The organism is Winogradskyella undariae (assembly GCF_013285155.1).
In the GTDB taxonomy this organism is placed as follows: domain Bacteria; phylum Bacteroidota; class Bacteroidia; order Flavobacteriales; family Flavobacteriaceae; genus Winogradskyella; species Winogradskyella undariae.
The window spans coordinates 103219-121608 of sequence record NZ_JABTEL010000011.1 but is presented as its reverse complement, the minus strand read 5'-3'; the positions used below and the strand labels follow the sequence as shown (position 1 = coordinate 121608).

General features: G+C 29.2%; 20 protein-coding genes. 13 read left to right on the top strand and 7 right to left on the bottom strand.

The window, feature by feature from the left end; genetic code table 11:
• The first annotated feature begins 486 nt into the window (after positions 1-486).
• The 7 genes from HSX10_RS14750 to HSX10_RS14720 all read left to right on the top strand — a co-directional run bounded on the left by HSX10_RS14750 (position 487) and on the right by HSX10_RS14720 (position 6453).
• Complete coding sequence (locus HSX10_RS14750) at positions 487-1017, top strand: lipid-binding SYLF domain-containing protein (RefSeq protein ID WP_173589007.1); 531 nt, start codon at positions 487-489, stop codon at positions 1015-1017.
• 259 nt (positions 1018-1276) lie between these two features.
• Complete coding sequence (locus tag HSX10_RS14745; RefSeq protein WP_173589006.1) at positions 1277-1834, top strand: helix-turn-helix domain-containing protein; 558 nt, start codon at positions 1277-1279, stop codon at positions 1832-1834.
• A gap of 19 nt (positions 1835-1853) precedes the next feature.
• On the top strand, positions 1854-2297 hold the full coding sequence (locus HSX10_RS14740; protein WP_173589005.1) for a response regulator: 444 nt from the start codon (positions 1854-1856) through the stop codon (positions 2295-2297).
• A 3-nt stretch (positions 2298-2300) separates the two neighbouring features.
• Positions 2301-4079: a sensor histidine kinase gene (locus HSX10_RS14735; RefSeq protein ID WP_173589004.1), complete on the top strand. Its 1779-nt coding sequence runs from the start codon at positions 2301-2303 to the stop codon at positions 4077-4079.
• A gap of 178 nt (positions 4080-4257) precedes the next feature.
• Positions 4258-4410, top strand: a complete 153-nt coding sequence (locus HSX10_RS14730; RefSeq protein ID WP_173589003.1) for a lmo0937 family membrane protein — start codon at positions 4258-4260, stop codon at positions 4408-4410.
• A gap of 453 nt (positions 4411-4863) precedes the next feature.
• A complete protein-coding gene (locus HSX10_RS14725) occupies positions 4864-5880 on the top strand; it encodes a helix-turn-helix domain-containing protein (protein ID WP_173589002.1) in 1017 nt (338 codons plus the stop codon).
• Positions 5881-5994: 114 nt separating this feature from the next.
• The gene (locus HSX10_RS14720; RefSeq protein ID WP_173589001.1) at positions 5995-6453 is read left to right on the top strand and encodes an RNA methyltransferase; all 459 of its coding nucleotides are present in this window, start codon (positions 5995-5997) and stop codon (positions 6451-6453) included.
• A gap of 87 nt (positions 6454-6540) precedes the next feature.
• On the opposite strand, the gene rho is transcribed toward HSX10_RS14720, so the two are convergent.
• On the bottom strand, positions 6541-8262 hold the full coding sequence (rho, locus tag HSX10_RS14715; RefSeq protein ID WP_173589000.1) for a transcription termination factor Rho: 1722 nt from the start codon (positions 8260-8262) through the stop codon (positions 6541-6543).
• A 217-nt stretch (positions 8263-8479) separates the two neighbouring features.
• Here rho and HSX10_RS14710 point away from each other — a divergent pair, with 217 nt between their 5' ends.
• Both HSX10_RS14710 and HSX10_RS14705 read left to right on the top strand, forming a co-directional pair.
• A complete protein-coding gene (locus tag HSX10_RS14710; protein WP_173588999.1) occupies positions 8480-8890 on the top strand; it encodes a DUF4293 domain-containing protein in 411 nt (136 codons plus the stop codon).
• 201 nt (positions 8891-9091) lie between these two features.
• Entirely contained in the window at positions 9092-9247 is a 156-nt protein-coding gene (locus tag HSX10_RS14705) for a hypothetical protein (protein ID WP_173588998.1), read from the top strand.
• Between the two features lie 43 nt (positions 9248-9290).
• Here HSX10_RS14705 and HSX10_RS14700 read toward each other — a convergent pair whose 3' ends face one another.
• Positions 9291-9782, bottom strand: a complete 492-nt coding sequence (locus HSX10_RS14700; protein ID WP_173588997.1) for a metallophosphoesterase family protein — start codon at positions 9780-9782, stop codon at positions 9291-9293.
• A 174-nt stretch (positions 9783-9956) separates the two neighbouring features.
• On the opposite strand from HSX10_RS14700, the gene truA reads away from it, so the two are divergent.
• Entirely contained in the window at positions 9957-10706 is a 750-nt protein-coding gene (gene truA, locus HSX10_RS14695) for a tRNA pseudouridine(38-40) synthase TruA (RefSeq protein WP_173588996.1), read from the top strand.
• A 56-nt stretch (positions 10707-10762) separates the two neighbouring features.
• Positions 10763-12532: an ABC transporter ATP-binding protein gene (locus HSX10_RS14690; protein ID WP_173588995.1), complete on the top strand. Its 1770-nt coding sequence runs from the start codon at positions 10763-10765 to the stop codon at positions 12530-12532.
• On the opposite strand, the gene HSX10_RS14685 is transcribed toward HSX10_RS14690, so the two are convergent.
• The 5 genes from HSX10_RS14685 to folP form a co-directional block, all read right to left on the bottom strand.
• Positions 12529-13356 carry a DUF3667 domain-containing protein gene (locus HSX10_RS14685; protein ID WP_173588994.1) on the bottom strand — a complete coding sequence of 276 codons (828 nt, stop codon included), beginning with the start codon at positions 13354-13356 and terminating at the stop codon, positions 12529-12531. The two genes, HSX10_RS14690 and HSX10_RS14685, sit on opposite strands and share 4 nt — an antisense overlap.
• On the bottom strand, positions 13353-14135 hold the full coding sequence (locus HSX10_RS14680) for a DUF3667 domain-containing protein (protein ID WP_173588993.1): 783 nt from the start codon (positions 14133-14135) through the stop codon (positions 13353-13355). The genes HSX10_RS14685 and HSX10_RS14680 overlap by 4 nt, the downstream gene beginning before the upstream one ends.
• Positions 14136-14138: 3 nt before the next feature.
• Entirely contained in the window at positions 14139-14921 is a 783-nt protein-coding gene (gene cdaA, locus HSX10_RS14675; RefSeq protein WP_173588992.1) for a diadenylate cyclase CdaA, read from the bottom strand.
• 105 nt (positions 14922-15026) lie between these two features.
• Positions 15027-15716 (bottom strand): hypothetical protein, encoded by a 690-nt coding sequence (locus tag HSX10_RS14670; RefSeq protein WP_173588991.1) that lies wholly within the window; start codon positions 15714-15716, stop codon positions 15027-15029.
• Between the two features lie 3 nt (positions 15717-15719).
• Positions 15720-16547 (bottom strand): dihydropteroate synthase, encoded by an 828-nt coding sequence (gene folP / locus HSX10_RS14665; protein ID WP_173588990.1) that lies wholly within the window; start codon positions 16545-16547, stop codon positions 15720-15722.
• A 95-nt stretch (positions 16548-16642) separates the two neighbouring features.
• On the opposite strand from folP, the gene HSX10_RS14660 reads away from it, so the two are divergent.
• Both HSX10_RS14660 and HSX10_RS14655 read left to right on the top strand, forming a co-directional pair.
• The gene (locus HSX10_RS14660; RefSeq protein ID WP_173588989.1) at positions 16643-17185 is read left to right on the top strand and encodes a DUF1599 domain-containing protein; all 543 of its coding nucleotides are present in this window, start codon (positions 16643-16645) and stop codon (positions 17183-17185) included.
• A gap of 54 nt (positions 17186-17239) precedes the next feature.
• Positions 17240-18334 (top strand): BT_3928 family protein, encoded by a 1095-nt coding sequence (locus tag HSX10_RS14655; RefSeq protein WP_173588988.1) that lies wholly within the window; start codon positions 17240-17242, stop codon positions 18332-18334.
• The last annotated feature ends 56 nt before the right edge of the window (positions 18335-18390 follow it).

Below are 18390 nucleotides of genomic sequence, written 5' to 3'. Positions count from 1 at the left end.
GCCGATGGTACTACTTTACTGTGGAAGAGTAGGTCGCCGCCTTTTTAAGAACCCTTACTAGTTAGCTAGTAAGGGTTCTTTGTGTTTTAGAACTTTTGATAATACTCTACGACAAGGAATACTTATAACAGTGAGTTATTAGTGTTTATATTTTCTAATTTAGAACTTTTTATCTATTAAAAATTTATTCAATACTTAGTTTTAAGAAAACTAAATCTCATCTCTTTTTATTTTACTCTTTAATCTCAGTTCTTTCTTCTTAACAATATAAGCTATAATATTATTCACACTAAAAATAAATTCTAAACTTATATTATTTTTAGAAATGAATTTTTCATAATCAATAACATCAAGAATTAATTTAATTGCATTAATAAGTCATTCATAGTACTAGTAATTTTACGATGTGAGAGCAAAGGATTTTAAATCAAAAAAATCTACTTATAGCTTTCATTAATTAAATGTTTAATCAATAAAACTAGAATTATGAAAATTAGAAATTCAATAGTAACAATGGCATTAATGTTTGTAACAGTATTTGCTTTTAGTCAAAATAAAGATGATATGCGAGTTATGAAAGATGCAGAAAAAGCAATCAAAACTTTTAAAACTTCAGATAAAGGATTAGAAACGTTTTTTAGTAACTCTTCGGGTTATGTTATATTCCCAAATGTTGGAGAAGGAGCATTAGTTATTGGTGCAGCTTCAGGTAATGGTGTTTTGTATGAAAATGGAGTAGCAACTGGAATGGCCTCTATGAAAAAATTAGATATAGGAATGCAAGCTGGTGGTGAAGCATACAGTCAAGTGATTTTCTTTGAAACAAAAGATGCTTTAAATGAGTTTAAAGCTGAGAATTTTGAATTTTCCGCAGAAGCTAAAGCTGTAATCGTTGATAAAGGAGCAAGTAAAAATGCAAATTATAATGATGGAGTTGTGATATTTGCAAAATCTAAAGCTGGTGCAATGGCAGATGTTTCTGTTGGTGGTCAGAAATTTAGTTATACTGAGTTTTAAACCTTGATCAACCTTATTATAAATTTAAAGCCGATTATTATAATCGGCTTTTTTTATGCTTATTTTTTTAATAACTCAAGAACCTTCTGTTTTAATTAGTATGTACTAAATCATTGTATCTAAATCTATATATAATTTTTTATAAGTTCTTTAAATTTTCAAAAATCATGAAAATTAGATAGTGATTTATGTGATTTTTAATATTAAATTTGATTAATTATAGTTGGTGTCATATTAATCCAATTCCATATATATTAAAATGAAATTATTTTTAAAATTCGATTTTACTAAAATTTGCAATGTGCTTTTAGAAGAGAAATTAAATGCTAGTAATTTTAAATATCAACAAACAGCTTTTGGTGAAATAGAACTTTTAGAAAAAGTATCTCAGCAACAGTTTGAGGAATTTAATAATAGTATTAAAGATTATGGTATCTATGTTATTGAGGATGCTAAAAAGATAATGGTTCAGAAAATTAAGGATGTTATTATAGATATGGTGTTCAATGATGAAAACGATATTAGTGTAAAAACATCTGTTTTTTTAGCCGAAAAACTAAATCAAAATTATAGCTATTTATCCAATTTATTTTCAGAAGTTACGTTTACATCTATTGAGAATTATATCATTTTACAAAAAATAGAATATACTAAAACATTACTAACTAATGAAGAGCTCTCATTAACGGAAATAGCATATAAATTAAATTATTCTAGTGTGGCACACTTAAGTAAGCAGTTTAAAAATACAACAGGAATTACACCTTCGGCTTTTCAGCGTATTATAATAAAAAGAAAAGAGAATAGGATAGACTAATATTAGTGCGTATTAAATTATGAATAAAGAATACATCAATATAGCCTTAGCTGACGATGACGAAGATGATAGGTTCTTTTTTACCGAAGCCTTCGAAGATCTAAAAATTAAAAATAGAGTATCTACTTTTAAAGATGGGATTGAATTAATGGAGTTTCTAGAGGAATCTAGTTTACTGCCTGACTTATTATTTTTAGATTTAAACATGCCAAAGAAATCTGGGATTGAATGTTTAAAGGAAATTAAAGCAAATTCAAAATTCAATGAAATTATCATAGCCATTTATTCTACGTCTTCTTCTGAAGAAGATGTGGAAAATACGTTTGTTTTAGGTGCCAATATTTACATTAAAAAACCTAACGATTTCGAAAAATTAAAGAAAGTACTTTCTGAAGTCGTTACCACTAATTGGCAGTACGAGACTAGTGGTTTAAATAAAGAAAATTTTCTATTACGATTATAATTTATGTTTTTAACTCCTAGTAAACTTTTAAAAATTGTATTTGGCTTAGGTCTGTTTGTTATTTTATGTATTGGTGGTTTTACCTATAAACATATTAATTCACTTTCAGAATCAACCGAAGTAGTTAAGGATACTTATAATTTAAGAAGCGAGTTAGAGTACATCATTTCTAATCTTAAAGATGCAGAATTGGGTCACAGAGGTTATTTACTTACACACGATTCAATCTTTTTAGAACCTTATGAAGAAAGTGCTGAAAAAATAAAGAATAACCTTTCAAGATTAGATACTCTAATAATTAAAAATAAAATACAAAGGCAAAACTTAAATCAATTAGAGCTTGATATAGCCAAACGTTTCGTTATTTTTAATAAGTCTCTAGATATAGCTGAAGATAAAATAATACTCAGCCAAGAGTTGTTATTATTACTACATGATGGTAAGATTAAAATGGATCGTATTAGAAACGATATATCTGTAATGTTGGTTTATGAGAACAAACTTCTAGTAGAAAATCAAAAAAAGAGTGAACAAGCTTTAGGATTAACACCTTTGTTTTTATATGGTATCTTAGTGCTAACGTTAGTGCTTTTACTAATTGCTTATGCTAAAATCAATAGAGATTTAACAGTGTTGAGTGAAACAAATGAAGATTTAGAAATCTTTAAGAAATTAACAGAGCAGGCAGAAGTTGTAAGTAAAAGTGGTACATGGATTTGGTATGTTGACGAAAATACGTATCATTTTTCAGACAATCTATATAAGCTTTTAGGTGTAGAGCCCAATAGTTTTGAACCTAGTTTAGAGAATTTATTTGGATTTATTCATGAGGACGACCGTGAAGGCTTAGGTCAGGAAGTCAATAGTATGATTAAAAATGAAGAGTTACCATTTGTAAATTATAGAATTGTTCAACCTGACGGTACTATCAAGCATTTTAAGGCACATGCTCAGCTTATAGATAATGGCTTTGAAGATAAGCAGTTATTGGGTGTTACGTTAGATGTTACAGATGAGTTTGATAATTTTAGACTTATAGAAGAACGTAATTTAGAATTAGAACGTAATAATAAAGAGCTATCTGCTTTTAATTATGTTGCCAGTCATGATTTGCAAGAACCACTTAGAAAGATTCAAACATTTATATCACGCATAGAAGCTAAAGAACTAGTTAATCTTTCAGAAAAAGGGCAATTTTATATTGAGAAAATAAAATCTTCTTCATCTAGGATGAGAATGCTAATAGAAGACCTATTACAGTATTCGCGTACCAATAACTCTAAGAATGATTTTAAAAATGTAGATATAAATCTATTGTTAGAACAAGCTAAACAAGAACTTTTAGATAGTATAGAAGATAAGAATGCAGAAATTATTAGTAGTGATTTACCAACCATGGAAGTGGTTTCTTTTCAAATAGAGCAGTTATTTATTAATTTAATAAGTAACTCTTTAAAATATTCAAGAGAAGGGGTTGCTCCTGTAATAAAGATTAAACATCAAGAAATATTATCTAATGATGTAGAGTTTTTACAAAAATCGTTATTTAAATACCATCATAAAATAATCTTTAAAGACAATGGTATAGGCTTCGAGCAAACTTATTCTAAAAAAATCTTCGACTTATTTAATCGATTACATGGTAAATCTGAATATTCTGGTACGGGTATAGGTTTAGCAATTTGTAAGAAAATTGTAGATAATCATCAAGGTGTAATCATCGCTGAAGGAAACCCAGGAGTAGGAGCAACTTTCACGATCTATTTACCATTTTTAAAATAGAGACAGAATACGACTCTTGAAATTATATAAGAGATTTTTGAAATTGTATAACAGTCGTTAGTTTCAATTAATGACATTTGTTAGCGTTATTTAGCACGCATCATATATTTCAAGTCTTCCCATAGTAGTTTAATATATTTTGTTAAAGCTAGATCTTTAATTAAATAGTTTTTCATTTATGAAAACCCTTCTTTACATATTTCTTGTACTTCTCGTTATATTATGGGCGTTTGGATATTTTGTGTTTTCACTTAATTCTAAAATTCACTTGTTATTAGTTTTTGCTGTTATTATTTTAATTGTAATAGGTAAAAAGATTCCAAATTTCTAAAACTTCATTTTAGTTCAAAATACCTTTCAAACTTATTAATTCTAAGTTTTTTTATCAATTATCACTTAATTTAGTGTTCTAAAGTCTTTTTATGGTGTTTAAGTCTGTATTCTTTTAGTAACTCTATTAAGTTTTGTTTAATAATAAATATAAATAATACAACAAAACTAGAGAATTGTATAACAGGTTAAGAGGTTAAGGTTTGTTTCTTTGTATAAACAAAACGAACTTAAAACTTACAACCATGAAATTTCCATCACAACTTATCCAAAAGCAATTTGCTAAAGTCGGAAGAATATTTCCGAAACCTTCATTTAAGACTACTTCTCAAATAGAGACCAGTCTTCATAATGTGGAGAGAAAGAATCAACTCGCTTAGAATTTTACAAAATTTTATTCACTTTTTCTTTTTTCAAACTAAAATAACAATCAGTCTAACCAAAACACATACTCATGAAAACTATAGATATAAAAGCAACTAATTTACAATCAATGTTTCAAACTTTAAAAAGTACTATTGGAGGAACATTTTCTATGCAGCTCAATGAGGGAGAACTATATGTTGACAATGGAGTAGGTAAAGGGTTTATTAGAGGTATTGAATTAGAAAGAGATACAATTTTTGTAGAATTTGATATAAAGTTTAAAGAAGATGTAAAGTTTGTAATTAAGAGTCCACAGCGTGCAGTTGCTAACTTTCTTTACTGTAAAGAAGGTAAATTATCACATTCTTTTGTAAACTCTAGCCAAGCTAAAACCGTTGAAACATTTCAAACTGGAGTATCAGCAAATATTACGACTAACGAGAATCACATTAGTTTTTATAAAGATATTTATGTGAATTCAACTATAATCTCTGTAAATACTTCTAAAACAAGTAGTAAAGAACACCCTATTAATAAAATGGTGTCTGAGATTTTTATAAAAAATAAGACTAAAGATTACAGTTACACTGGATCTTACAATTTAAAAATTGCAGATAGCATAAATCAATTAAAAGCTATAAAACAAAGTGGTGTAGTAAGAACATTGTTGATTCAAGGGTTGGTAAATGTAATACTAGCTATGGAAATTGAGCAACACTCAATTGATATAAAAAGTGCTCAAAATCCAACAGGATCATTAACTGGGTTTGAGTTAAAGCAAATAAAAGAATTATCTGATTATATTAATAATTTCCCTGAAACTAATTTAAGTGTTACAGAACTTGCTGCAAAAATATCTATTAGTCCAGCAAAAGTTCAAGAAGGATTTAAATTAATGCACGATAAAACGCTTAACAATTACATTAGATATGTAAGAGTTAAAAAATCAGAAGAACTAATTAAGAATACGGATTTAAATATTTCTGAAATTGTTTATTCTCTTGGATTTTCAAGTAGAAGTTATTTTTCTAAAATTTTTAAAGCGCAATACAATTGTTCACCAATAGAATACAAACAAAACATTAAGTTAGCTGCAACAGCATAATATATACCTTATATTAAAAATAAGAGGTTGTGTAAATTATTACTTAGGTAGTATTTATACAACCTCTTTTGTTATTCTTGATGAAAGATAAAATGAAATTTATATTTTTGATTTATGAATGATAATTTTACAAATGAATTCTTCGGAATTGGGATTCAGAATGGAAAAACACCAGAAAATCTTGGTGTACTTTGGAGATCTGCTCAAAATCTTGGTGCGAGTTTTATATTTACTATCGGGAATCGTTATGCAAAACAATCTAGCGATACACACAATGCGGTAAAATCGATGCCTTATTTTCATTATGATAATTTTGACGAATTCTTTAATAACTTACCAAAAGGAGCTAGACTTGTAGGTGTAGAATTAACAGATGAAGCAGTTCCTTTAGAAACCTTTAATCATCCACGCAGATGTGTTTATTTGCTTGGAGCAGAAGATCACGGATTATCTAATCGAGCGATTGAAAAAAGTCATTTTCTAATAAAATTTAAATCACAATTAAGCCTTAATGTTTCTGTAGCAGGAAGTATTGTTATGTATGATAGAGGTATTAGTAAGCCAAGAGTATAAATTGATTAAAGAGATTGAAAAACATAAAAAAAGCCTTGAATTTATAAATTCAAGGCTTTTTACATTATACATACTGTGTTACGAACTTTAACCGTTCATAGAAATTAAAAACTCTTCATTATTTTTAGTTCTTTTGAAACGCTCATTGATGAATTCCATAGCTTCCACAGGATTCATATCGGCTAGATATTTACGCATTACCCACATTCTCTGAATTGTAAGATCATCTAATAAAATATCATCACGTCTTGTGCTTGATGAAGTTAAATCAATAGCAGGGAAAATACGACGGTTAGAAATCTTACGATCTAACTGAAGTTCCATGTTACCAGTTCCTTTGAATTCTTCAAAGATAACTTCATCCATTTTAGAACCTGTTTCTGTTAATGCCGTAGCAATAATTGTTAACGAACCACCATTTTCAATATTACGTGCAGCACCAAAGAAACGTTTTGGTTTATGTAAAGCATTAGCATCAACACCACCAGAAAGAATCTTTCCAGATGCTGGTTGAACCGTGTTATAAGCTCTTGCCAAACGTGTAATAGAATCTAAAAGAATAACCACATCATGGCCACATTCTACCAAACGTTTTGCTTTTTCTAATACAATATTAGCAATTTTAACGTGTTCGTGAGCTTCTTTATCAAAAGTAGAAGCAATCACTTCTCCACGTACATTACGTTGCATATCTGTAACTTCTTCAGGACGTTCATCAATTAATAAAATCATTTGATAAACTTCAGGATGGTTAGCTGCAATAGCATTAGCAACATCCTTAAGAAGCATTGTTTTTCCTGTTTTTGGTTGTGATACAATCATACCACGTTGTCCTTTTCCGATAGGAGAGAACAAGTCCATAATACGAGTAGAAATCGTTGCTTGCTTATCTGCAAGGTTAAATTTCTCTTCTGGGAATAATGGTGTTAAATGTTCAAAAGCAACTCTGTCTCTTACAACATTTGGATTTTGACCATTAATTTTACTCACTTTAATTAATGGGAAATATTTTTCACCTTCTTTTGGAGGTCTTACATGTCCAAGAACAGTATCACCAGTTTTTAATCCAAATAATCTAATTTGAGATTGTGATACATAAATATCATCAGGAGAAGATAAGTAATTATAATCTGAAGATCTTAAAAAACCATATCCATCTTGCATGATGTCTAAAACACCTTCACTTTCAATAATAGCATCAAATTCAAAATCTGGCTCACGGTAGCGATTTCTGCTATCCTTGTTACCATTGTTTTTTGAGCTATTACCATGAGTGTTACCATCTTTAGCACGTGGTTGCCTGTTGTCGTTGCTTTGTGGACGTCTTTTGTCGTCTTTGCGCGGATTAGGTTTCTTTTGTTCTTGTGGTCTTGGTGTAGGTTTATTTTTTGTAGAATTGTCTGTGGTAGACTTATCCTCTTGTGCCTTATTGTTAGCTTGAGGTTTACGCTCTATAGTCTTGCGAGCTCTTGGCTTACGTTCTTGAGGTGTTGATTTTACCTCGTCTGTTTTTTCCTTTAAATCTAAAGATTTTTGATCTGTATCATCTTTAGTCTCTTGTGCTAATTTTGGTTTTTGCGTAACTCTAGCACGTTTCTGAGGAGGTTTGCTTTGTGGCTCTTCTTGTTTTGCAGGCTCTTCAGTTGCTACCTTAGCTTTTACAGCATCAGGATTTGCTGCTTGGTAATCTAAAATTTGATAAACCAGGTCTAATTTTTTTTGTGTACGGTATTTAGGTACATTTAGTTTTTTCGCTATCTCCTGTAATTCAGGAAGTTTTTTAGCTTTTAACTGTGAAATTTCGAACATTCGTATGTTGTATAATGTATTATAATTTAGATATTATTAATTCAATATTTTCTAGATGAAATAAAAAGAAAAAAAGTGAGATTAATTTGGAAGATTAGAAAGATGCAATTCAGTATGTTACTTCTTCCTATTGCAATAATACAATTTTATTTTAAAATAATTTCTATCTTTTTAAAAAATAAACTCCTAATTTTGCATAAGATTTAGAGTAAAAGATATGATTCAACGCATTCAAACCTTATATTTATTTTTAGCAGCCATCATTTCATCAGGCCTAATATTTGTTTTTTACCTGTGGACAAACAATGAAGGCGCTAAAGTTTATGCTTTAGATAATTATTGGTGTCTAGGTTTGTTTTTGGGTTCAGCTTTATTATCTTTGATTTCGATTTTTAGATTTAAAGACAGAAAGTCTCAATTTGTATTGGGACGACTTAATATAATATTAAACTTTATTTTACTAGGAATCTTAGTTTACGAATCTTCAAAGGTACCTGGAGAAATTAGTTTTTCTGAGAAGGGTATTGGGATTCTTCTTCCTGTTTTTTCTATTGTGTGTTTAGTCTTGGCTAACAAGGCTATTAAAAAGGATGAAGATCTTGTAAAATCAGTAGATCGTTTACGATAGACCTATAATCTTAGTAGTATTAGTGTGAAAAACCCAGACTCTGCCGTCTGGGTTTTTTTTGTTATCATTTTTTAATCTAAATGACTAGAAATAAAAAGAGTTAATGATTGATAATTTATTAAAAAAATAAGTTTAGAATCTTTTTTATCTAGAAACACCTATATTGAATATAGTTTTTATATTTAAAAATATAATGATAGTATGAAAAAACAAGTTTTAATGCATGGGATAGCTGCTGTGTTATTAAGTTTATTACTTTATAAATTTGCTTCTTTTACAATAGGAAATTCTGTATTTATTGGTTTTGGTACAGCTTTTTTAGGTATATTATATGTAATGAATAAATCAAAAAAGTAATTGTATTATTTCAATTTATAATCAATATTTATTTTAATGATGGCTAAGACTCAAATTCAATAACTTCTAAATCTTTTATAATCTTACCATCAATTTTAAATCTTAGCATTGTTCTTACTTTATGAAAACCATGTTTGCCTGCAGCACCTGGATTCATATGTAGTAGGTTTAATTTTTTATCAGGCATTACTTTTAAGATATGAGAATGTCCTACAATAAAAATATCAGGCGGGTTTTTAGTTAATTCTTCTCTAACGGTTAAATTGTATTTGGGCGGATAACCTCCAATATGGGTAATCCATATATCCATGCCTTCACACATAAACCGATTGTGAAGCGGAAATTCAGTTCTAGCTTTAGCATCATCAATATTTCCATACACAGCTTTCAATGGTTTTAAAGCTTTAATTTGATCCGTAACTTTTAAGTCACCAATATCACCTGCGTGCCAAACTTCATCTGATTGTTTTACATGTTTTAGAATAACATCGTCTATATAACTATGTGTATCGGATAGGAGGAGTATTTTTTTCAAGAAAACTTTTTATTTTTCTTCCCGAGAAATCAGGAATATTGTTATTGTATATATGTATTATAATTTTTTACGAAATTAACTATAGTGCTTTTTAACTCTAAATATTCCGTTAACGAGATTCTTGCGTTCGCAGGAATAAAGTATCTTTGTACTTTAACAAAAGTAAGATTTCTATTGCGATTTTTCATTGAACTTTCATATAATGGTAGCGCTTATCATGGTTGGCAAAATCAACCGAATGCAATTTCTGTACAAGAAGTATTAGAAAAGGCATTATCTATAATTTTGAAAACTAAAATAGCAATAATGGGTGCCGGTAGAACTGATGCAGGTGTGCACGCGTCGCAAATGTTTGCTCACTTTGATTTTGATGGAAATTTTGAATCTAAAGATTTAGTCTATAAACTAAATTCTTTCTTGCCTAAAGACATAGCAGTTAGTTCTATTTTTGAAGTAAAGCCAGAGATGCACGCTAGGTTTTATGCAACAAGCAGAACATATCATTATAAAGTTTCGACATCTAAAAATGTATTTGATTACGATTTTAGTTACCAAGTTCATTTGCCTTTAGATTTAGAACTGATGAATGAAGCTTGTAAAATCTTATTCGAGTATAAAGATTTTCAATGTTTTTCTAAAAGTAAAACAGATGTAAAGACGTATAATTGTGATATAAAAGAAGCTTTTTGGACTAAAAATAACGACCAATTAGTTTTTACAATAACAGCCGATCGTTTTTTAAGAAATATGGTTAGAGCTATTGTTGGTACAATGGTTAATATAGGTTTAGGAAAATTGAAATTAGACGATTTACATACAATTATAAAATCGAAAAACAGGAGTGAGGCTGGGTTTTCAGTTCCTGCACATGGCTTATACTTAGTTAAAATAGTTTACCCAGAAACAATAAAAATTGATAGTTAATTAGAATATGTTTCCGTTTTATCGGAAAATAAGTACTGAAATTAGTTCAGCATAAAATGGCAGAAAAAGGAAAAAAAATATTTGATATATCATTATTCACAAGGTTATTAAAGTACATAAAACCATATCGTACAGTATTCATTATATCTTTATTTTGTGTTGTAGGTTTGGCTTTATTTGGAGCTTTTAGACCTTATGTTTTAAAAGAAGCTATTGATGTAAAAATTGCCAATAAAGAATACGATGGATTTGTTTTCTACATGGTAATTATGCTTGTTTTATTGGTTTTAGAAGTTTTATCTCAATTACTTTTTATCTATTATGCAAGTTGGTTAGGGCAATCTGTTGTTAAAGATATCCGTGTAAAGTTATTTAAGCACATGCTTAAATTTAAAATGACCTATTTCGATAAATCCTCTGTTGGTGTATTAATCACAAGAGCAGTAACAGATATGGAGCGTATTGCTGATATTTTTGGTGAAGGTCTTTTTATGATTTTTAGTGATATCTTAAAGATGATTGTGGTTGCTGGTTTTATGGCGTTTATAAACTTAAAGTTGAGTTTAATTGTTTTTATAACAATGCCAATTGTACTTTTTGCTACTAAGATTTTTCAGAAGTATATGAAAATTGCTTTTGAGGATGTACGAACCGAAGTTTCTAACCTAAATTCATTTGTACAAGAGCGTGTAACGGGTATGAAAATATTACAGTTATTCACACGCGAAGATACCGAGTATAAAAGATTTAAAGCTATAAATAATCGTCATAAAAATGGATGGTTAAAAACGGTTTGGTATAATTCTGTTTTCTTTCCTATTGCAGAATTTTTAGCCTCTTTAACAATGGCGATGGTAATATTAGTTGGTGGATTTGATGCTATTTCTGATAATCCGGAGACGACTTTAGGACACTTAATTTCGTTTACCATGTTTATTCCTATGTTGTTTAGACCTTTAAATCAAATTGCGAATAAATTTAATACTCTTCAAATGGGGATGGTTGCAGCAGATCGTGTATTTAAAGTTTTAGATACAACGTCTAATATTGATGACTCTGGCACTATTGAAGCTACAGGTTTTAAAGGGAATATTTCGTTTAAAGATGTTCGATTTTCATATATAAAAGATGAAGAAGTGCTTAAAGGGATTTCTTTTAATGTTAACGCAGGTGAAACAGTTGCTATTGTTGGAGCAACAGGTGCGGGGAAGTCTACTATTATTAATTTACTGAATCGTTTTTATGATATCAATTCAGGGACCATAAAAGTTGATGAGACAGATATTAAAGACATGACTTTAACATCGCTTAGAAGCCAGATTGCTGTTGTGTTACAAGATGTGTTTTTGTTTGCAGATACAATTCTAAATAACATCACTTTAAATAATGAAAACATTACAGAAGAAGATGTTGTAAATGCCGCAAAAGCAATTGGTATTCACGATTTTATTGCAAGTCTTCCCAATGGATATCATTACAATGTAAAGGAAAGAGGTGTAATGTTATCTTCTGGTCAGCGTCAATTAATTTCCTTTTTAAGAGCTTATGTAACTAATCCAAGTATATTAATTTTAGATGAAGCGACCTCTTCTGTAGATTCTTATTCAGAACAATTAATACAAGATGCTACCGATAAAATAACTAAAGGAAGAACTTCTATTGTTATTGCTCATAGATTAGCTACAATACAGCAAGCGGATAAAATTATTGTTATGGATGCTGGTGAAATTGTAGAAATTGGTACACACCAATCACTTCTTGCAAAAGAACAAGGTTATTATAAAAACCTTTATGAAGTTCAGTTTTTAAAAGCAGAGATAGCTTAGTTTGCTGATTTTGCTTTTGCTGCCTCTTCTCCTATTTTTTTACCAGCTTCAAAGGCTGGTCCAAAAACTTCATTCAAATCACCTGTTAGATACATTATAACTAAACACAGTATTGTAATAATTATAAAAGTTACACCTAGTACAACAAAAAACAACAATGTTCTGACAACAATATCAGAAGCACTAAGTTTTAGTAATCGTTTAAGAACATAAGCGGAGTAGATGATCATTAAAGGGATCATGAGCATTCCAACAATGCTTGAGCTTATACCCAATAATCCTAAAGTAATGACCACTATTGCACTCGCAATTGATATTTGTGCCTGTATGTACATAAAAATGACAAGCAACTCTGTATAATTGTATTTTTTAATATTAAAAAATGTAACACGAGCCATTAAAGCATATAAAGGCACATAAAGCATCATAATTATCGATTGATACTCTTCAATAAATGCCATATTATTTTTCTGAAATTTTTCTTGTCCAGCAAGAGTTATTTGAGAAAAATCAAGGGTTTCTGGAAAGAATTTTTTAACTATTATAAGGTAAAATCCAGAGATGGTTATTGCTAATGCAAAATAGCTGATGACGTTTACATGTTTTTTTCTCGTGCCATTGATGTAACTATCAATAACATCTTCGGGATGTTTAAAAAGTTGAATAAAAGTTTGTAATAACTTGTTGTCATAATTGAAAAACGTTTCACTAATGTGCTCAAAAAGATTTCTGAAAGTCAAACGATTTCTAATCACTTTACCACCACAACTTTTGCAATAATCGTCTTGTTCTTGTAATACAGCTTGGCAATTTTTACAATTCATTTATATAATGTTACTACTGTTATTATTAGAGCAATTAATCCGATAATTAAAAACGATCCAATATATATAGCCATAACTAATGAAAATCGTCCTAATGTATTCCAGAAATTTGTTTTAAAAACACATTTTAGAACATAAAATAAATAAACAAAAGTAAGTATATATACAATTGAGGATATAACTAAGTAATCTAATCCAAAGACTAAAAATAGTATGGTTAGTAAAGCTGTAATAATTATGACTTGAGCAGAGTAGTATAGATTAATTACTAAATGTTCCGTAAAATTATAAGATCTCTCTCCGATAATATAATATGCAAACCAAGTTCCAAGTGCAGAAAAAGGTACCGTTAAAATGTAAAATAACCCCTGGTAATTATTTATGGCATTAAAATCATAACCTTCAAGTGGATTATTTGTTGTAGTTGGAGCATCATTAAAACCGTTTATAAATTGTGAACCCATATCAGTAGATTCTTTAAAAAAGGTACTCATTAAAAAGACTTGAATTCCTGTTAAAGTTAGTGATAAGGCAAAATACTGAAGAACATCTATATATTTTTTTCGTGTGCCATTAACATAACCTACAATAACGACCTCTGGTTTTTTAAAAAGGTCTAAAAAGGTAATTAATAATTTATTATCAATAGAAAAGTAATGTTCATTGACTTGTTGAGCAAGAACTTTTGGCTTTAATCGATTTTGAATAATTTTAGCCCCACATTCGTCGCAAAATTTTTGCGTAAGTCTAAGAGTATTATTACAATTTTTGCAATTCATTAATTACGCTAAATCATGTTTAATCTTTTCCCTTAGCTCATCCGTATTTTTAAACATTTCAAAACCTCCATTTTTTATATAAGAAATTTGTCCTGTTTCTTCACTTACACAAAGCGCTAAAGCATCTGTTTTCTCTGTGATACCAATGGCAGCTCTGTGTCTTAATCCAAAACGTTCTGGAATATTTTTCTCGTTATTTACAGGAAGAATTACACGTGTTGCTTTTACTACATTTTTATCGATAACAATAGCCCCATCATGCAGTGGACTATTTTTAAAAAAGATACTTTCAATAATAGGTTGAGATACTAAAATATTCATTTCATCTCCTGTATTTGTCAAGAAATCTAAATTGTTATTTCGTTCTAAAACAATTAAAGCACCTGTGTATGAAGCCCCCATTTTTGTACAGGCATTAATAATAGCATCAATATCAGTTGTTGTTTTATCATCGTTTTTAAGGAATTTAAAGTGTTTAAATAGATTTCTTTTTCCTCCTAAGTTTGTTGATCCAACCATTAGTAAGAATTTTCTAATTTCAGGTTGAAACACTACAATCAAAGCAATAATACCTACTTTCATAAAACCATCAAATATGCTGTAAAGCATGTGCATATTAAGGTAGTCGGTTAATCGCCAAGCAAAGTAAATAATAAGGATACCAATAAAAATATTGATAGCAACGGTTCCTTTTACCAGTTTGTAAATGTAGTAAAGGAGTATAGCAACAAGGAAGACATCTATGAAGTCAATAAATCTAAAATCCCAAAGTTGTAAGTTTTCCAAAAGTTTAGTCTTTTTGCTAATTTAACAATTTCTGTTAAGTAGAAGCGTGAATTGTTTATCAATAATTAAAGTAATTATACTTTTTTAGTTTTAAATAGTTGAATTTTAGAAAATAAATTCTTTTTTAGAGATGCTTGTTTTTTCAGCTTTTAGATTTAATAATGTTGATTTTATAGATATATAATCTTGAAAAGTTAAACCCTTACTTAAATTAAGAATCAATGTAGCATCTGTAATTTCTTTAGATTCACATAGCATATAAATAGCATTTACTAATTGATTAAGATTCGTTTTCTTAATATCAGAAGTTGTTGAGTCAATTGAAAGATTGATATCGTTTAAAGAATTAACTTCTGCTATTATTTTGTTACCAAATTCATTTAAAGGTTGTTCTACTTTATAGGTGTTATAAGATTCGTTAATAAAATAAACATCCGTAAATTCAATAAAACCTAAGTTACTAATATCCGTAGTATTACAGGTGAAATAATTTTTAGCAGCTTCATTCTTGTGCATTTTAGCATTTCGCTTTTTATTTTGCATCAATGTGATTTTCGGAATCGCTTGTTCTAAAGTCAATCGTTTATCAACGTTTACCAACCAATTTGTGGTGCTAATTAAATTTTTACGATTTAGTAAGGTTGAATCTGGTTGAGTTTCATCATAAAAAAGATAAGCTGGTGAAACATCTAAAACTTCAGTGATTTCTGTGTTTTCAATTTCAGGAAGAAATAAAGTACGTTCATTGTTACAGCTAAAACAGCATAAAACAATAAGTAAATAAATATAGCGCATAGGTTAATTAGATTTCAATTGATTATAAAGTGTAACACATTCCATAGCTTCTTTAACATCATGAACGCGTAATATTTTAGATCCTTTTTGTAAAGCAATCATGTGTAATGCTGTTGTGCCATTTAAAGCATTTTCAGAAGTTGTATTTAATGTTTTGTATATCATTGATTTTCGAGATATACCTGATAAAATTGGTGATTTAATAAGTTGAAGTACTTCGAGTTTATTGAGTAATTCAAAATTTTGTTCAATGGTTTTTGCAAACCCAAAACCAGGATCAATTATAATATCATTTATTTTTTCTTCATATGCAGCAGAAATACGTTCTGAAAAATAAGAAATAACTTCTTTTACTAAATCCTTATAATTTGTGTGCTGTTGCATGGTTTTGGGATTCCCTTTCATGTGCATCATAATATAAGGAACACCAAGTTTACCAACTGTAGATAGCATATTATTATCAAGCAGTCCTGCAGAAATATCATTAACAAGTGCGGCACCAGCGTCAATACTTTGGTGAGCAACACCACTTCTAAAAGTATCAATAGAAATCAATGTTTTTGGGAAATACTTTAAGATTAACTGAATTACAGGTATCACACGTTTCAATTCTTCGGCTTCAGTAATATCTTCAGCATTTGGTCTAGAACTGTAACCACCAAGGTCTATAAAAGTAGCACCATGTTTTAGTATGGTTTCAACTTGAATTAAAATTTTAGATTCATCGTTATATTTTCCACCATCAAAAAAAGAATCAGGAGTTATATTAAGGATTCCCATCACTTTTGGTGTAGATATATCTATTAATTTTCCTTTGCAGTTTATATTCATGTTTTATCTAAAAAAAGTGTTAAGAAAACTTTAAACCTCAAACCTTGAACTTCTAGTTTATTTGTCCGAAATTTACGGAAATTATTATGTAATAAATGCAAGATACTTCAAAACAATACGATGCCGTTATCGCTAAATGTAGAGCACTTTTTGTAAATAAAATGAGTGATTATGGTAGTGCGTGGCGCATTTTACGATTACCATCTTTAACCGATCAGATTTTTATAAAAGCACAACGCATTAGAGGTTTACAACAAAATGATGTTAGAAAAGTAGATGAGGGAGAGGTTAGTGAGTTTATTGGCATTATAAATTATTGTTTAATGGCCTTAATTCAGTTAGAAAAAGGCGTTGTAGAACAGCCCGATTTAAATACTAAAGAAGCCTCAGAACTTTACGATGAAAAGATTGCAATTACTAAGCAATTAATGTTAGATAAGAATCACGATTATGGTGAAGCTTGGAGAGATATGCGCGTGAGTTCTTTAACCGATTTAATTTTACAGAAATTATTACGCGTTAAGCAAATAGAAGATAATGCAGGTAAAACAATTGTTAGCGAAGGTATCGATGCTAATTATCAAGACATGATTAATTATTCAATTTTTGCCTTGATTCATTTAAACGAAGCCAATTAATTTATCATTTTAGCGGAAATAAGAATCCATAAAAAAAAATAATTCAATAAGAATATGAAATATATAGTTCACCTTAGTAGAATATTTACAGGAATATTATTTATCATCTCTGGATTTATAAAACTTAATGATCCGCTTGGGTTTTCTTATAAATTAGAAGAGTATTTTGGATCAGATGTATTAAATATGGAATTTTTAATTCCTTATGCACTTGGTATTTCTGTTTTAGTTGTTGTATTCGAAGTTGTTTTAGGAGTCTTTTTACTGATAGGTTATAAACCAAAACTTACAGTTTCGAGTTTGTTGTTAATGATTGTCTTTTTTACATTTCTAACCTTCTATTCTGCATATTTCGATAAAGTAAAAGATTGCGGTTGCTTCGGTGATGCTTTAAAATTGACGCCATGGGAAAGCTTTTCTAAAGATCTTATTTTACTGGTCTTAATTTTAATTTTGTTTGCAGGTGTTAAATACATCAAACCTGTTTTTTCAAATTTGCCTACAACTGTAATTGCACTATTAAGTTTTATTGTTTCACTTTGGTTTGGTTACCATGTATTAATGCATTTACCATCTATAGACTTTAGAGCTTATGCTATTGGTAAAAACTTACCCGATGAAATGTCAACTCCAGAAGGAGCACAAAAACCTATTTTAGAATATACATGGGTATTTAATGTGAATGGTGAGGAGCAAGAATTTGTAACAAATGGAAGTTACCCGAGTGTAGAAGGTGAGTTTTTAAGGGTAGATACAGAAACAATAGATGAAGGTTATGTTCCTGCAATTCAAGATTTTTCTATAGAATCTGAAGATGAAAATTTAACCGATTATTTCTTAGAAAAGGAAAAACTAATTATGGTTACCATGTATAATGTTAACAAGAGTGAAGCTGAAGGAATGACGAAGTTGAAATCTTTTACAGATAAAGCAATTAAAAAAGGATATACTGTAATCGGTTTGTCATCTTCTGGAGCAGCTGATAAAGCACAAGTGAAATCAGATTATGGATTGAATTTTGAAATTTATCTATGTGACGAAAAAGTAGCTAAAACTATTGTACGTGCAAATCCAGGAATTATAATATTAAATAAAGGAACTGTAACAAATAAGGCACATTGGAATGATTTTGATGATGTGGAATTATAATATTTAGTTCTAATTTTTAAAATTGAAAAAATGGAAAATAAAAGGATATTATTAAT

Bases quoted from the DNA above. Each gene is read 5' to 3' on its own strand.
- HSX10_RS14680 (WP_173588993.1), bottom strand. From the start codon at position 14,135: ATGAATTGCAAAAATTGTAATAATACTCTTAGACTTACGCAAAAATTT.
- HSX10_RS14655 (WP_173588988.1), top strand. From the start codon at position 17,240: ATGAAATATATAGTTCACCTTAGTAGAATATTTACAGGAATATTATTT.
- HSX10_RS14670 (WP_173588991.1), bottom strand. From the start codon at position 15,716: ATGCGCTATATTTATTTACTTATTGTTTTATGCTGTTTTAGCTGTAAC.
- HSX10_RS14745 (WP_173589006.1), top strand. From the start codon at position 1,277: ATGAAATTATTTTTAAAATTCGATTTTACTAAAATTTGCAATGTGCTT.
- HSX10_RS14705 (WP_173588998.1), top strand. From the start codon at position 9,092: ATGAAAAAACAAGTTTTAATGCATGGGATAGCTGCTGTGTTATTAAGT.
- HSX10_RS14725 (WP_173589002.1), top strand. From the start codon at position 4,864: ATGAAAACTATAGATATAAAAGCAACTAATTTACAATCAATGTTTCAA.
- HSX10_RS14690 (WP_173588995.1), top strand. From the start codon at position 10,763: ATGGCAGAAAAAGGAAAAAAAATATTTGATATATCATTATTCACAAGG.
- HSX10_RS14720 (WP_173589001.1), top strand. From the start codon at position 5,995: ATGAATGATAATTTTACAAATGAATTCTTCGGAATTGGGATTCAGAAT.
- rho (WP_173589000.1), bottom strand. From the start codon at position 8,262: ATGTTCGAAATTTCACAGTTAAAAGCTAAAAAACTTCCTGAATTACAG.
- folP (WP_173588990.1), bottom strand. From the start codon at position 16,547: ATGAATATAAACTGCAAAGGAAAATTAATAGATATATCTACACCAAAA.
- HSX10_RS14710 (WP_173588999.1), top strand. From the start codon at position 8,480: ATGATTCAACGCATTCAAACCTTATATTTATTTTTAGCAGCCATCATT.
- HSX10_RS14660 (WP_173588989.1), top strand. From the start codon at position 16,643: ATGCAAGATACTTCAAAACAATACGATGCCGTTATCGCTAAATGTAGA.
- HSX10_RS14750 (WP_173589007.1), top strand. From the start codon at position 487: ATGAAAATTAGAAATTCAATAGTAACAATGGCATTAATGTTTGTAACA.
- HSX10_RS14730 (WP_173589003.1), top strand. From the start codon at position 4,258: ATGAAAACCCTTCTTTACATATTTCTTGTACTTCTCGTTATATTATGG.
- HSX10_RS14740 (WP_173589005.1), top strand. From the start codon at position 1,854: ATGAATAAAGAATACATCAATATAGCCTTAGCTGACGATGACGAAGAT.
- HSX10_RS14735 (WP_173589004.1), top strand. From the start codon at position 2,301: ATGTTTTTAACTCCTAGTAAACTTTTAAAAATTGTATTTGGCTTAGGT.
- HSX10_RS14685 (WP_173588994.1), bottom strand. From the start codon at position 13,356: ATGAATTGTAAAAATTGCCAAGCTGTATTACAAGAACAAGACGATTAT.